Source organism: Pseudomonas sp. W17, from assembly GCF_040268305.1.
GTDB lineage: Bacteria > Pseudomonadota > Gammaproteobacteria > Pseudomonadales > Pseudomonadaceae > Aquipseudomonas > Aquipseudomonas protegens.
On the sequence record NZ_CP158490.1, the window covers coordinates 3,283,647 to 3,298,697 of the forward strand.

The following is a 15,051-nucleotide window of genomic DNA, read 5'->3' on the forward strand; positions in this document are numbered from 1 at the left end:
GCCATGAGCGAGGCATTTTCCCGCCGGGTATTCCTCGGCCATTCCCTGGCCGCCGGTGGCGGCCTGTTGCTGGGCAGCAGCCTGCTCAGCGGCTGTGACAACGGTGTGCCGCCCGGTGCCGCGCCGTTGCTGCCCGGCACCCCGGTGCGCGGCGGGCGCCTGCGGGTGGGGATCATCGATGGCGACCAGTCCGGCAATCTCGACGCCCACAAACCGGTGGGCGGCGGGATCATTCGCGGCTGGGCGCTGTACAGCAAGTTCTGGGAATGGAACCCGGACGTCAGCACCCGGCTGGCCCTGGCGGAGTTCGCCGAGCCCAATGCCGACGCCAGCGTCTGGACCATCCGCATCAAGCCGGGGCTGGAGTTCCACCACGGCAAGAGCATCGGCGCCGACGACATGCTGTTTTCCATCTTGCGCCTGACCGACCCGCAACTGGCTTCGCCCTTTGCCGGGCTGGTGGGGGCCATCGATCGCCAGGCCCTGCGCAAGCTCGATCAGCGCACCATCGAAATCCGCTTCAAACAGGGCCAGAGCTTCTTTCCCCTGGACGAAACCCTGATCAGCTTCGGTGCCATAGTGCCCACCGACTACCACCCGCAGACCAACCCGGTGGGCGCCGGCCCCTACCGGCTCAAGCGCTTCATTCCAGGCCAGCGCTCGCTGTACAGCCGTTTCGAGAACTACTACAAGCCCGGCCAGCCCTACGCCGACGAACTGGAGATCATCGAGTTCAAGGACCAGGTGTCGCGGGCGGCGGCGCTGCGGGCCGGGCAGATCGACGTGGCCAGCGGCGTACAGGCCGAGCACAGCGCGCTGCTCAAGGCCGATCCGCGGCTGTGCTTCTACGCCTCGCCGAGTACTTCTTTCACCGGCTTCAACCTCAATCTGGCCAAGGCGCCGTTCCAGGATGTGCGGGTGCGCCAGGCATTCCGCCTGCTGGCCGACCGCCAGGAGCTGGTGGACCGTGGGCTCAATGGTTTCGGCCGAGTCGCCAATGACCTGTATTCGCCCCACGACCCCACCTACAACCACGGCATTGCCCAGCGGCCCCATGACCTGGAACAGGCCCGTGCGCTGTTGCGTCAGGCCGGGCACAGCGACCTGCGGGTGGAGCTAACCACCACCCCGGGCCCGGGGGTGAACGCGGCGCTGGTGTTCGCCCAGCAGGCGAAGAGGGCCGGGGTCGAGGTCAAGGTGACCCAGGTTGACGCTTCGGTGTTCAACGGCCCCCAGCGCGAACAGTGGCTGCTGTCGCCCGGGGCCACGCCGGCCCGGGGCTTTCTTGCCTCGGCGCTGCACAACGACGCCCCCCAGGCCATCTACAACCGCAGCAACTTTCACGACCCGCGATTCACCCAGCTGTACCAGCAGGCCCTGGCCCAGCCCGATCTGGAACTGCGCCGGCAATGGGTGCACGAAGCCCAGGCCATCCAGCACCAGCGCGGCGGGCTGCTGATCTGGGGCTTCAACGATGTGCTGGACGCGGCCTCGGTGCGGGTTGGCGGGCTGGTGCCGGAACAGACGACCTTCGCCTCCTGGCGCTTTGACGAAATGTGGTTGAACCATGCCTGACACCTGCCGCAACACGCCCCGTACCCCGGCCTGGCTGTCCTGGTTCGTCGGCCGCCTGGGCTACGGCCTGCTCACGGCCTGGGTCATCAGCCTGGTGGTGTTCATCGCCACCCAGGCGCTGCCCTCGGACCCGGCGCGGGTGATCCTTGGCCCCGACGCGCCCCTGGAAAGCATCCTCACCCTGCAACGGCAACTGGGGCTGGACCGGCCACTGCTGGAGCAGTACCTGCACTGGCTGGGCCAGACCCTGGAAGGCGATCTGGGGCAGTCCCTGGATTCCAGCGCGCCTGTGGCCGACGTCCTCTTCGCGCGCTTGGGCTACACCCTGGCGTTGCTGGCCGGGGTCATCGCGCTGGTGGTGCCCGCGGCGCTGCTGCTGGGGGTGACCCTGGCCCTGCGTCGTGACAGCCGCCTGGACCGCTGGAGCCTGTCGTTGCTGATCTTCCTCAAGGCTACCCCGGGTTTTCTCCTGGCCATTGGCCTGGTGCTGCTGTTTTCCATGCCCCACATGGACCTGCTGCCGGCGGTGTCGATCCTCGACCCCCAGCTGGCACTGTGGCGCCAGCTGCAGTTCCTGGTACTGCCGGTGCTGGCCTTGAGCCTGTCGGCCTTGCCCTACCTGACGCGCATGGTGCGCGCGGCAATGATCGAGGCCCTGGAATCGGACTATGTGATCGCCGCGAGGCTGCGGGGCATCCCTGAGTGGCGCATCGTCTGGCGCCACACCCTGGCCAATGCCCTGGTGCCGGCGGTGCAGGGGCTGGCCCTGACCCTGCGCACCCTGATCGGCGGGGCCCTGCTGGCGGAGGTGGTGTTCAGCTATCCGGGGATCGGCACCGCCCTCAACTCGGCGATCCAGATGCGCGATCTGCCGATGATCCAGGCCATCGTGCTGGTGATCACCCTGGGGGTGGTGCTGATCAACCTGTTGGCAGACCTGGCCACGGTGCTGCTGACCCCCAAGTTGCGTACGGCGCGGCGGGCCGGCCTGATCCGCCGCAACCGACGAGGCCTCCAGCCCTGGTGGCGCCGCTCGGCGCCCAAGGCTCCCTGAACCTGTGGCATGAGAACCTATCCATGAACGACTTACGCATTTCCCGCTGGCGCCTGTGGCTGGGCGAACCGCAAACCCGCAAGGGCGCATTCATCACCTTGCTGGTGGTATTGCTGGCGCTGTTCGGGCCCTGGCTGGCGCCCCATGGCAGCACCGACATGCTGGGCCCGGTGTACGGCGCGCCCGCTGCCGGCGCCTGGCTCGGCCATGACTTTCTTGGCCACGACGTGCTTTCGCGGTTGCTCAGCGGGGGCCTGTCGGTGTTGTGGATGTCCCTGGCGGCGGCCTCCATCGCCCTGCTGGTGGGCAGCGCCCTGGGGTTGCTGGCCGGCCTTTCGCGTCGCCGGCTGGACACGTTGATCAGTTGGCTGGCGGATGTTTCCCTGGCCTTTCCCGACCTGATCCTGGTGCTGCTGATCGTTTCGATGCTGGGGCGCGCGCCCTGGTTGATCGTGCTCACCGTGGCCATCGCCTTCACCCCCGGGGTGGTGCGCCTGGCCCGGGGCAGCGCGGTGGCGGTGGCGGGGCAGGAGTTCGTCGAGGCGGCGCAGATGATGGGCTATTCACGCTGGCGGATCCTCTCTGGGGAAATCCTGCCGAACATCCTCACGCCGTTGCTGGTGCACTTCGGCAACATGCTGACCTGGGGCGTGGGCATGCTGTCGGGGCTGAGCTTCCTCGGCTATGGGGTGGCGCCGCCGGCCGCCGACTGGGGGCTGATGATCAACGAGAACCAGGCAGGGCTGCTGGTCCAGCCCTGGGCGGTGCTGGCCCCGGCGCTGCTGATCGGGGTGTTCGCCTACGGCACCAACATCCTCGCCGAGGGCATCGGCCGCAGTCAGGCGCGGATCGGGGAGAAAGGCCCATGAACGCCGTGGTGGAAGTGACCCGAGAGGCCCGGGTGCTGCAGGTTGAGGGATTGCGGGTGGAGCTGGCGGGTGGCGTGGAGGTGTTGTCCGGAGTCGGCCTCAGCCTGGCCGCGGGGGAAATTCTTGGTCTGGTGGGGGAGTCGGGCTCGGGCAAGACCACCCTGGCCACGGCCCTGCTGGCCCATGCCCGGCGGGGCGCGCGGATTGTCGAAGGGCGGGTCGAGGTGGCCGGGCAGTCGTTGCTGGACCTCTCGGCGCAGGACCTGCGCCGGGCCCGGGGCGGCCTGATCGGCTATGTGGCCCAGGACCCGGCCACCGCCCTGAACCCGGCGCTGCGCATTGCCGACCTGCTGGAGGAAACCCTGGCGGTGCATCCATCGCACCTGGACCGCCACGGGCGGCAGCAGCGGATCCGCGACACCCTCAAGGATGTGGGCTTGCCGGCGGATCGCGAGTTCCTGCGGCGCTTTCCCCATCAGCTGTCCGGCGGCCAGCAGCAGCGGGTGATGCTGGCCCTGGCCTTTGTCCTGCGGCCCCGGCTGATCGTGCTCGATGAGCCCACCACGGCCCTGGATGTGACCACCCAGGCGCACATCCTCGGCACCTTGCGCCACCTGTGCAAAAGCCTGGGTGTGGCGGCGATCTATGTGTCCCACGACCTGGCCGTGATCAAGGACCTGGTGGACCGGGTGCTGGTGATGTACGCCGGGCGGATCGTCGAAAGCGCCTCCCGCGAGGCGTTGTTTCGCCAGCCGGCCCACCCCTATACCCGGGGCCTGCTGGCGGCGATTCCCGATGTCGGCCAGCGCCGGCCCCTGCTGGCGATAGCTGGGCAGGCCCCGGCGCCCGGGCAGCGGCCGGCGGGGTGTGCCTTCGCGCCCCGGTGCCCGCGCCAGCGTGCCCAATGCACAGCGGGCGAGCCGTTGCTGCAAGGGCTTGCCGCTGATGTCCAGGTGGCCTGTATCGACCCTTATCGGCAGGCGTTGCCCACGCCAGCGCCCGTGGTGGCGGTGCAAGCGGCTGTGTCCGGCAGCGAACGACGGCCGTTGCTGGAGGTCCAGGGCCTGAACCTGGCCTATGACCGCCAGGTGCTGTTCGACGTCAGCCTGCAAGTGGTGGCGGGGGAGTGCCTGGCGCTGGTGGGCGAGTCCGGCTCCGGCAAGACCAGCCTGGCTCGGGCCCTGGCCGGGCTTGGCGAGCACGCCGAAGGCCGGGTGCGGTATGCCGGCCAGCCTCTGAGCCTGTCGGCCCGGCAGCGGAGCAAAGGGCTGCGGCACCAGATCCAGTACATTTTCCAGAACCCCTACCGGGCGCTGAACCCGCGGCACACCCTGTACCAGACCCTGAGCGCACCCCTGGAGCACTTTTTCGGCATCCAGGGGGCCGAGGCCAGGGCGCGGGTCCATGCGGTGCTGCAACGGGTGTCGCTGTCGCCGGCCCTGGCGGACCACTATCCCCACAGCCTGTCCGGGGGCGAACGACAGCGGGTGGCGATTGCCCGGGCCCTGGTGTGCGAACCCAAGCTGCTGATCTGCGATGAAGTCACCTCGGCCCTGGACGTCTCGGTACAGGCCTCGATCCTCGCGCTCCTGCGCCAGTTGCAAGACGAAGGCCTGACCCTGCTATTCGTCACCCATGACCTGGGCGTGGTACGGGCCATTGCCGACCGGGTGCTGGTGCTCAAGCAGGGACGGGTGGTGGAGCAGGGCGCAGTGGACGCCGTGCTGGACCGGCCCGAGCACATCTACACCCGGACCCTGCTGGAGAATTCGCCACGGCTTGGGTGACATCTTCAGAAACCCTTGCACCGCCTTCGCTGGCAAGCCAGCTCCTACAAGGCCAGCTCTCAACCGTAGGAGCCGGCTTGCCGGCGAAGGGGCCCTCCCAGAAATACCCGGATCCACAATGCCCCGGCGCACCCGTACCCACGGGTTAGCCTTGAGCTGTGTATCCGTCACACGGAGGGCATCGCAATGCCCCAGCGCTTTCACGGCAACCGGCTGCGTACCGGGCGCTACTCTCAAACCGGCCAGGTCTACCTGCTCACTGCTGTGACCCACCACCGCGAACCATTCTTTGGTGATTGGCGTATCGGCCGCCTATTGGTGCGACAACTGCACCAGGCCCAGCTTGAAGGTCGTGCCAGTTCCCTGGCCTGGGTGGTGATGCCTGATCATTTCCACTGGCTGCTGGCGCTGGGGACGGGTTCGCTATCGGCCCTGATGCGCGGCATCAAATCCCGCAGCGCACGGGACATCAATGCTTGCCTGCAGCGAACCGGTCGCGTCTGGCAAAAGGGTTACCACGACCGCGCACTGCGCCGGGAAGAGAACCTGCGGGGAGTCTCCCGTTACATAGTCGCCAACCCGATTCGCGCCGGCCTGGTCACCCGCGTGCACGATTACCCCCTCTGGGACGCCATCTGGCTGTAGGAGCCGGCTCGCCGGCGAAAGGGTCCGAAAGGCATGTGGCGAATCTGCCGACGCTTTCGCTGGCAAGCCAGCTCCTACAAGGCCAGCGCTCACCCGTAGGAGCCGGCTCGCCGGCGAAAGGGTCCGAAAGGCATGTGGCGAATCTGCTGACGCCTTCGCTGGCAAGCCAGCTCCTACAAGGCCTGCGCTCAACCGTAGGAGCCGGCTTGCCGGCGAAGGGGCCCGAAAGGCATGTGGCGAATCTGCTGACGCCTTCGCTGGCAAGCCAGCTCCTACAGGGGGGCATTTGCCGGTGGACTGTGCTGCGCCGGCCCTGGCGTGCGTCTAGCTGCCATAGCCCCGCAGTCGTATCGGTAATGAGCCAGAACATGCAAGACCTGTTGAACCAGATTCTCGATGAAGTCCGCCCCCTGATCGGCCAAGGCCAGGTGGCCAATTACATTCCGGCCCTGGCGGATGTGCCGGCCAATCAGTTGGGCATTGCCGTGTATGGCAACGATGGCCAGGTGTTCAGCGCCGGTGACGCCGATACGCCGTTCTCGGTGCAGAGCATTTCCAAGGTCTTCAGCCTGGTGCAGGCCATCGGTCATTCCGGCGAGGCGATCTGGGAGCGCCTGGGCCACGAGCCTTCGGGGCAGCCGTTCAATTCCCTGGTGCAACTGGAATTCGAGCGTGGCCGGCCGCGCAACCCCTTCATCAATGCCGGGGCGCTGGTGATCTGCGACATCAACCAGTCGCGCTTTGCCGCGCCGGCCTTGTCCATGCGCGACTTTGTCCGGCGCCTGTCGGGCAACCTGCAGGTGATGGTGGACGGTCGGGTGGCCGAGTCGGAGTACCAGCACCGCGCCCGCAACGCGGCCATGGCCTACTTGATGCAGTCCTTCGGCAACTTTCACAACGATGTGGAGGCGGTGCTGCGCAGTTACTTCAGCCACTGCGCCTTGCGCATGAGCTGCGTGGATCTGGCCCGGGCCTTCTGTTTCCTGGCCAACGACGGCTTCTGCAAGCACAGCGGGGAGCAGATTCTCACCCGGCGCCAGACCCAGCAGGTCAACTCGATCATGGCCACCAGCGGCCTTTACGACGAGGCCGGCAACTTCGCCTATCGGGTCGGCCTGCCGGGCAAGAGCGGGGTGGGCGGGGGAATTGTGGCGGTGGTGCCGGGGCAGTTCACGGTCTGCGTCTGGTCGCCGGAGCTCAACAGCGCCGGCAACTCGCTGGTGGGCATGGCGGCCCTGGAACTGCTCAGCCAGCGTATCGGCTGGTCAGTGTTCTAGTTACCAGGCGCCAGGGTTGCTCAGGCTGAGCTGCCCGCGATCGATGAAGCGCTGGGTGCCGAACAGCCCGCCGGCAAGCTTGCCGCGCAGCACGTAGGGCAGGTTGTCCAGGCTCTGGGTCTGGCTCAGGCCCAGGGTCTGGCGCAGCACCGAGAAGGCCGAGACGCTGACCGGGATCACCAGGATGTCTTCCGAGTAGCGGCCGATATGCCCCTGCTGGTCGCTGACCCCGGAGGCCAGGGGGCGGCCGTTGACTTCCAGGTCCAGGGCCACGCCGTTGTAGTCGATGGGGCTTTCGTTGGGGTTCTGCAGACGCAGTTTCACCGCGAAACGCATTTCCAGATCCTGGCTCGGCAGTGGCTCGATGCCCACCACATTGATCGCCAGTGGATCGCGATTGGGCAACAGCGCACAAGCGCTCAGGCTGAGCAGTATCAGGGTCAAGGCGATCAATCTACGCATGCAATACCTGCTGGCAATGGAAATGAATGGCTGGCCGGCACCTTGTAGCCGCTGCCGAGCCTGCGAGGCTGCGACAAGGCCCGCAGGGCCTTGCCAGGCAAACCCCCGGCCAGCCTTCCACGGCCGAGGGCCCGTCACCAGCGCACGCAGCATAGACGCCCGCGAGCCTCAGGAGTTCGCTTTGCCGCTCATGTCCGGGTCTTGCATGACCTTGAGGGTCGCCGCTTCCGGATCGAACTCGTCTTCTTCCAGCTCAAGGAATTCCTCCGGCAGGAAGATGTTCAGGAAGATCGCGCAGAAGGCGCCCACGGTAATCGGCGACTCGAAGATGTTGTGCAGCGCCTTGGGCAGCTCGCGCAGCACTTCCGGCACCGCCGCCACGCCCAGGCCCATGCCCAGGGAGATGGCCACGATCAGCACGTTGCGCCGGTGCAGCCCGGCCTCGGCGAGGATCTTGATCCCGGCCACGGCCACGGTACCGAACATGATCAGGGTGGCGCCGCCCAGCACCGGCTTGGGCATCAGTTGCAGCACCGCGCCGATCACCGGGAACAGGCCCAGCAGCACCAGCAGCCCGGCAATGAAGTAGGCCACGTAGCGGCTGGCCACGCCGGTCAGTTGGATGACCCCGTTGTTCTGGGCAAAGGTGACCATCGGCAGGCTGTTGAACACCGCTGCCACCGCCGAGTTGAAACCGTCCGCCAGCAGCCCGGACTTGATGCGCTTGATGTAGAGCGGGCCCTTGACCGGCTGCTGGGAAATCATCGAGTTGGCCGTCAGGTCGCCGGCTGCTTCGAGGGGGGAAATCAGGAAGATCACCGCCAGGGGAATAAAGGCGATCAGGTCGAAGGAGAAGCCGTACTTGAACGGCACCGGCACGCTCACCAGGGGCACCTCGGGCATGGCGGCCATGTCCACCCGGCCGAGCATCCAGGCCACCACGAAGCCCAGGGTCAGGCCGATGACGATGGAGCCCAGGCGCAGCATCGGGTGGTTGAAGCGGTTGAGCACCACGATGGTCAGCAGCACCAGCGCCGCCAGCCCCAGGTTGCTCGCCGCGCCCAGGTCACTGGCACCATAGCCGCCGGCCATGTCGGTGACCGCCACCTTGATCAGCGACAGGCCCATCAGGGTGATGATGGTGCCGGTCACCACCGGGGTGATCAGCTTGCGCAACTTGCCGATGAACTGGCTGAGGAACATCTCGATAAAGGCTGCGACAAAGCAGATGCCGAAGATGGTGGAGAGGATTTCGTTGGTGTCGCCGCCCCGGCCCTTGACCATGAAGCCGGCACTGAGCAGCACGCTGATAAAGGAAAAGCTGGTGCCTTGCACGCACAGCAGGCCGGAACCGATGGGCCCCAGGCGCCGGGCCTGGACGAAGGTGCCCAGGCCGGAGACGAACAGCGCCATGCTGATCAGGTACGGCAGCTCGCTTTCCAGCCCCAGGACCCCGCCGAAGATCAGGGTCGGGCTGATGATGCCGACGAAACTGGCCAGCACATGCTGCAGGGCGGCGAAGATCGCCGCGCTGAAATGCGGACGGTCGTTGAGGCCATAGATCAGGTCTGACTTGTAGCGGGGAGGGGAGCGGTCGGGTGCGGTCATGGGGAAAGGCCTGCCAGTGACGTGTGAAAACTACGGGGGCACACGTCGGAAAGTGGACGGGACTTGGGCCGCAACGCCATGTCATGGACAAGACGTGCGCACCCGGTCAGAAAAAAGGAGGCGCAGGATGCCAGAAAGGCGCCGCAGCCAGAAGGGCAAACAGGCGGAAAAAGCCAAGTTGGAAAAGATACGAAAGATACTGTTTCTCATTTGCCTTTATGGAATAATCCGCCTCCCCGATCTGCGGACCGCCCCCCCGATGCTGCCGACCCCCAGCCTGCTGCGCAGCTTTCAAGAGCATTACGACGACCTGCTGAAGTTTCTCACCCGGCGCATGAGCGATCGCCAACGGGCGGCGGACGTGGCCCAGGAGACCTACCTCAAGTTGCTCAAGGTCGATCCGCAGACGGTGGAGGTGCACAACGATCGCGGTTTCATTTTCCGTGTGGCCGGCAACCTGGCCATCGACACCCTGCGCCGCGAGCAGCGCCTGGCGGCCAACCTCGCCGACGGCCAGGAGCACACCGAAGCGGTGGACCCGGCCCCGGCACCGGAAGCCGTGCTGCTGGCCAAGGAGCGCCTGGCGGTGCTCGACGAGGCCCTGGCGCAACTCTCGGACAACGCCCGCCAGGCCTTGCTGCTCAATCGCCTGGAAGGCCTGACCCAGGCACAGATCGCATTGCGCCTGGGCGTTTCCGAAAGCATGGTGGCAAAATACATCGGCCAGGCCCTGCGCCATTGCCGCGACTGGCTGAAAGTCCACCATGAATGATTCCTTCTTGCCTGCCGCCGATGCCATGACCGACCACCCCGAAAGCCTCGAAGACGCCGCCATCGACTGGCTGGTGCTGCTGCACTCCGGCAACGCCACGCCGGCCCAGCGCATGGCCTTCCAGCAATGGCGCCAGCGCAGCCCGGCCCATGCCGCAGCGGCCGCCGAGGCCCAGCAACTGTGGGGTGACCTGGGGCAGACAGAGACCGCGCGGCAACACCAGGCGCCGCCCGTCATGGTGCGCCGGCCACGGCGCTTCTGGCCGGCGCTGGCCGCTTCGCTGCTGCTGGCGCTGGGGGCGGGCCTGGGCTGGCAGCAGTGGCCGGCCTTGACCTCGGACTACCACACCGGGGTCGGCCAGCAACAGAGCATCACCCTGGCGGACGGCTCGCGGGTCACCCTCAACAGCGCCAGTGCGCTGTCGGTGGCCTACTCGGCGGATGAGCGCCGGGTGATCCTGCGCAGCGGCGAAGCGCTGTTCGAACCGCTGGCCGACCCGCAGCGGCCCTTCGTGGTCCAGGCCCAGGCCCAGCAACTGCAAAGCGCTGCCAGTGCCTTCAGCGTGCGCCGCGACGGCCACCAACTGACGGTGGTGGTGCGCGAAGGGCAGGTGCAGTTCAGCGGTGACCACGCACCAGTGCTGCTCCAGGCCGACCAGCGCCTGCAATACCAGCCCGGCCAGCCGCTGCTGGCCCAGCAGACCGTGGACGCCGCCAGCCTGACCGCCTGGCAGCGCGGCAAGCTGATCTTCAACGGCCGCCCACTGGGTGAGGTGATAGGTGAACTGGAGCGCTACCAGCACGGGCGCATCCTGATTTCCGACGGTCAGTTGGCGGCCCTGGCCATCAGCGGCGTGTTCAACCTGCATGATCCGCAAGGCTCGCTCAAGGCCCTGCAGCAGCGCTACCCGCTGCACGTCACCTACCTGCCATGGCTGGCGGTCCTGCACTGAGTCGAATTTTTTTTGCCTGGGCACTGCAAGTTCCCCTGGGAGAAATCGTCGTAGTGAGACTGAGAAGACAATCATTCTCATTGACGTCATTTCAACCGGCTGGGAAGGAACACGTGAAAGCAATGTTCAAGCTGTCGACACTGGGGCGCGGTCACCACATCATGCGCCGCACATTACTGGCCCAGGCCCTGTTCGCCGGGGCCTTGAGCCCGGTCCTGGCCCAGGCCCAGGAGGCGGCCACGGTCAGCCAGGCCGGCAGCGCCCAGGAGCGCCGGGTCTCGTTGAACCTGCCGGCCCAGCCCCTGGACCAGGCGCTGACCCGCTTCGCCGATCAGGCCGACCTGCGCCTGCTGTACACCACCAGCGATGTCGAGGGCCTGCAATCCACCGCCCTCAACGGCGAGCTCACGGTGGCCCAGGCCCTGCAAAGCCTGCTGGCCGGCAGTGGCATGAGCTGGTCGTTCAGCGACGGGCACACGGTGATCCTGCGTCGGGTTGGCGTGCCGGCCGCCAGCCTCAACCTCAAGCCGACTCAGGTCACCGTGGCGTCACGCACCAGCGCCGCCATCAGCGAGATTCCCGGCACCGTGTGGGTGGTGGAGCAGAGCCAGCTGCGCGAGCAGTTGAGCACCGGGGTCAGCCTCAAGGAAGCCATCGGCAAGCTGGTACCGGGCCTCGACCTGGCCCCGGAAGGGCGCACCAACTACGGCCAGAACATGCGCGGGCGCAACGTGCTGGTGATGATCGACGGGGTCAGCCAGAACAGCTCCCGGGGCCTGTCCCGGCAGTTCGACAGCATCTCGCCGTTCAACGTCGAGCGGGTCGAAGTGCTGTCCGGGGCCAGCGCCATCTACGGCGGCGGCGCCACCGGCGGCATCATCAATATCGTCACCAAGAAAGGCGAACCGGGCCCGGCGCGCTTCGAGACCCAGCTGGGGGCCAGCAGCGGCTTCAACAACAGTGACGACCTGACGACCCGCATCGCCCAGTCGGTGAGTGGCGGCAACGAGGCCATCAGCGGCCGGCTGGCGGTGGCGGGGGAGCAGAACCAGGCGTTCTATGACGGTGCCGGCAAGCAGATCTTCATCGACAACACCCAGACCGACCTGCAGTACAACCGTACCCTGGACCTGATGGGCAGCCTGGCCCTGCAGTTCAACGAAGAGCAGAGCCTGGACCTGCTGGCCCAGTACTACGACTCCGGCAACCATGGCAGCACCGGGATCTACTTCCCCAACCTCAAGTACAAGGCGCCGTCCAACCTGGAAGACGCCGAGCTGCGCGGCGGCTATTCCACCGACCTGGAACCGCGTACCAAGCGCCTGCTGCTCAACGCCAACTACCACCACAGCGACGTGCTGGGCCAGGATTTCTACCTGCAGGCCTCGTACCGCAAGGAAGACGACAACTTCTTCCCGTTCCCCTACTACAACAGCGGCAGCCCCGCAGGCTCCAAGGGTGTGTACTTCGCCGCATCCCAGCAGAATTTCGAAGTCACCAGCCTCAAGGCGCTGTTCGCCAAGGAGTTCGAGGCGTTCAAGCTGACCTATGGCGTGGACCTGGACCGCGAGCGTTTCAATGCCCAGCAGAGCACCTTCGACCAGGGCATCTCCTCGGGCAGCGGCGGCCTCGACCTGGTGACCCAGAGCAAGGCGCCGCGCTATCCCAGCTACCGGGTCGACGGCCTGTCCGGTTATGCCCAGCTGGACTGGCACGCCACCGACAACCTGACGGTATCCGGCGGCTACCGGCGCCAGCAGATGGACGTGGACGTGGGCCAGTTCAAGAACGTACCCGGCGGCAGCAACGACTATGCGGTCAACCTCTACAACCTGGGCACCATCTACGACTTCAAGAACGGCCACCAGCTGTGGGTCAACTACGGCGAGGGCTTCGATCTGCCGGACCCGGCCAAGTTCTACGGCAAGCCGGGCCTGAGCGTGGACGACAACCCCCTGGCGGGGATCAAGAGCCGCCAGGTGGAGACCGGCTGGCGCTTCTCCGATAGCGACTGGGATGCCCAGGCGGCGCTGTACTACATCTGGTCGGACAAGGTGATCACCACCGACCAGGCCACCTTGACCATCGACGTCAAGGACCAGAAAAGCCGCGATTACGGCTTTGAGAGCGCCCTGACCCGGCACTTCCAGAACGGCTGGGAGCTGGGCGGCACCCTGCATGCCGTGCGTTCCGAGGAGGAGAACAAGAACGGCGGCTGGAGCAAGCGCGACGCCCGTTATGCCTCGCTGTCGAAACTCACCGCCTTCGTCGGCTGGAAGGACGACAGCAGCAGCGTGCGCCTGCAGGGCAACCACGCCTTCACCCTCAAGGACGACGCGGTCAAGCAGATCGACGCCACCCACAGCGTGGATGCGCCCAACACCATCGACGGCTACACCACCTTCGACCTGCTGGGCAGCCACGACACCGAGTTCGGCACCTTCAGCGGCGGCATCCAGAACCTGCTGGACAAGCAGTACAGCACCGTCTGGGGCCAGCGCGCCAAACTGTTCTACTCGCCGACCTACGGCCCGGACTACCTCTACGACTACCAGGGCCGGGGCCGCACCTACACCCTGACCTGGACCATGGCCTACTGACGCCCCGGGGGCTCTTGCGGCCCCTGTAGCCGCCGCCGAGCCCCAGCGAGGCGGCGCGAAGGCCCGCAGGGCCTTGCTTGGCAGCCCCCAGCCGAACACTGGGCGCATCAGCAGCCTTGCGGCCCTGCGACGCAGTGCCTTCGCCGCCTGCGCCAGCGGCTACAAGACCCAGGCAGAGCCATGCCTGGTAACGTCCCGCCAACCCCATCCTCCTGACAGAAACTGTCAGGAGGCTCTGGTAATCTGCGCCGGTGTTTTTTCCGGAGTGCACCTGCGTGTCGCGAGCCAGTCGTTTACTCACCCTGCTGCAGATGCTGCGGGGCAAAAGCCGTCCGGTGACCGCCGCGACCCTGGCCTCGGAGCTGGAGGTTTCCGAGCGCACCCTGTACCGCGATATCGCCGAGCTGACCGCCCTGGGCGCGCCGATCTACGGTGAGGCCGGGATAGGCTACGTGCTGCGCAGCGGGCTGTTCCTGCCGCCGTTGATGCTCAATGCCGACGAGACCGAGGCCGTGGTTTTGGGCCTGCGCTACGTCGACCAGCGCGGCGACGAGGAACTGAGCAAGGCCGCCGCCGATGCCATGGCCAAGATCGCCGCGGTGCTGGCCCCCGCGGCTCAGGACGCACTGCGCAATCCGACCCTGTTGCCCGGCCCGGCGGGCTACGGTTTCCCCGACAACCCGGTGTCGCTCAATGTGTTTCGCCAGGCGATCCGCCTTCAGGCCAAGCTGCTGATCGACTATGCCGACGTCAACCAGAACCCCAGCCAGCGCCGGGTCTGGCCCCTGGCCCTGGGCTTTCTCAACGAGGCCCGGGTGATCGTGGCCTGGTGTGAATTGCGCGAGGATTACCGGACCTTTCGCACCGACCGCATTGCTGCGGCCCAGGAGCAGGGCGAGCGGTATCCGGGGCGGCGCAGCGACTGGCTGCGAGCCTGGCGCAAACGCATGCACAGCGACGAGCAGGGCCGTTTCACTGCTGACAGGAAATGACACGCGGGGGCTTTAGCATGGCCCGCTCATTCAACAGCAAGGAGCTTTTGTCATGTCGGCCACAGACCCTTCCCTGGCCCCGGCCATCGCCGCTTATGTCACGGCCATCAACAGCGGCGACAGCGCAGTGGTGGCGTCGATCTTCGCCGACCGCGCCCAGGTCTTCGATGAACGCGAGCACTGCGTGGGGCCCCAGCAGATCGCCCGCTGGATGGGCAAAGGCGCGTGCCGCCTGGAAATCCTCGGGGTCCAGCAGCGCACCGGCAAAGTGCTGCTCGACAGCCGGGTATGCGGTGACTTCCCCGGCAGCCCCCAGGCCCTGCGCCATACCTTCCGCCTGGACGCCCAGGGGCGGATCGAACGCCTGGATATTTCCCGCTGATGTAGCCGCTGGCGCAGGCGGCGAAAAACCTGAGCATGCCCAAGGTCTTGCGGGAGAGCGCCAGGCAAGGCCCTGC

The 15,051-nt window shown here is 66.6% G+C and carries 12 protein-coding genes and 1 pseudogene; 11 read left to right on the forward strand and 2 right to left on the reverse strand.

Features of this window, described 5'->3' with window-relative positions:
* Positions 1–3: 3 nt before the first annotated feature.
* The 6 genes from ABCR88_RS15275 (at position 4) to glsB (ending at position 7,207) form a co-directional block, all read left to right on the forward strand.
* Positions 4–1,575 (forward strand): ABC transporter substrate-binding protein, encoded by a 1,572-nt coding sequence (locus tag ABCR88_RS15275; protein WP_350404806.1) that lies wholly within the window; start codon positions 4–6, stop codon positions 1,573–1,575.
* Positions 1,568–2,629 carry an ABC transporter permease gene (locus ABCR88_RS15280; RefSeq protein ID WP_015635723.1) on the forward strand — a complete coding sequence of 354 codons (1,062 nt, stop codon included), beginning with the start codon at positions 1,568–1,570 and terminating at the stop codon, positions 2,627–2,629. The genes ABCR88_RS15275 and ABCR88_RS15280 overlap by 8 nt, the downstream gene beginning before the upstream one ends.
* Before the next feature lie 23 nt (positions 2,630–2,652).
* The gene (locus ABCR88_RS15285) at positions 2,653–3,498 is read left to right on the forward strand and encodes an ABC transporter permease (protein WP_052470412.1); all 846 of its coding nucleotides are present in this window, start codon (positions 2,653–2,655) and stop codon (positions 3,496–3,498) included.
* Entirely contained in the window at positions 3,495–5,285 is a 1,791-nt protein-coding gene (locus tag ABCR88_RS15290) for an ABC transporter ATP-binding protein (protein WP_350404809.1), read from the forward strand. The genes ABCR88_RS15285 and ABCR88_RS15290 overlap by 4 nt, the downstream gene beginning before the upstream one ends.
* Before the next feature lie 186 nt (positions 5,286–5,471).
* Complete coding sequence (locus ABCR88_RS15295; protein WP_232644712.1) at positions 5,472–5,930, forward strand: transposase; 459 nt, start codon at positions 5,472–5,474, stop codon at positions 5,928–5,930.
* 368 nt (positions 5,931–6,298) lie between these two features.
* Positions 6,299–7,207 carry a glutaminase B gene (glsB, locus tag ABCR88_RS15300; RefSeq protein ID WP_011061446.1) on the forward strand — a complete coding sequence of 303 codons (909 nt, stop codon included), beginning with the start codon at positions 6,299–6,301 and terminating at the stop codon, positions 7,205–7,207.
* Here glsB and ABCR88_RS15305 read toward each other — a convergent pair whose 3' ends face one another.
* Entirely contained in the window at positions 7,208–7,669 is a 462-nt protein-coding gene (locus tag ABCR88_RS15305) for an LEA type 2 family protein (protein ID WP_337153122.1), read from the reverse strand.
* A gap of 168 nt (positions 7,670–7,837) precedes the next feature.
* Positions 7,838–9,277, reverse strand: coding sequence for a nucleobase:cation symporter-2 family protein (locus ABCR88_RS15310; RefSeq protein WP_011061444.1), 1,440 nt, complete (start codon positions 9,275–9,277; stop codon positions 7,838–7,840).
* 259 nt (positions 9,278–9,536) lie between these two features.
* On the opposite strand from ABCR88_RS15310, the pseudogene ABCR88_RS15315 reads away from it, so the two are divergent.
* The 5 genes and pseudogenes from ABCR88_RS15315 to ABCR88_RS15335 form a co-directional block, all read left to right on the forward strand.
* Positions 9,537–10,034: pseudogene (locus tag ABCR88_RS15315) on the forward strand (RNA polymerase sigma factor); the annotation flags it as partial.
* Between the two features lie 7 nt (positions 10,035–10,041).
* Positions 10,042–11,001, forward strand: a complete 960-nt coding sequence (locus tag ABCR88_RS15320) for a FecR domain-containing protein (RefSeq protein WP_350404812.1) — start codon at positions 10,042–10,044, stop codon at positions 10,999–11,001.
* A gap of 122 nt (positions 11,002–11,123) precedes the next feature.
* The gene (locus ABCR88_RS15325) at positions 11,124–13,601 is read left to right on the forward strand and encodes a TonB-dependent receptor (protein ID WP_350404899.1); all 2,478 of its coding nucleotides are present in this window, start codon (positions 11,124–11,126) and stop codon (positions 13,599–13,601) included.
* A gap of 275 nt (positions 13,602–13,876) precedes the next feature.
* Positions 13,877–14,593: a YafY family protein gene (locus ABCR88_RS15330; protein WP_015635716.1), complete on the forward strand. Its 717-nt coding sequence runs from the start codon at positions 13,877–13,879 to the stop codon at positions 14,591–14,593.
* A gap of 52 nt (positions 14,594–14,645) precedes the next feature.
* A complete protein-coding gene (locus ABCR88_RS15335) occupies positions 14,646–14,975 on the forward strand; it encodes a ketosteroid isomerase (RefSeq protein WP_011061439.1) in 330 nt (109 codons plus the stop codon).
* Positions 14,976–15,051 lie beyond the last annotated feature (76 nt).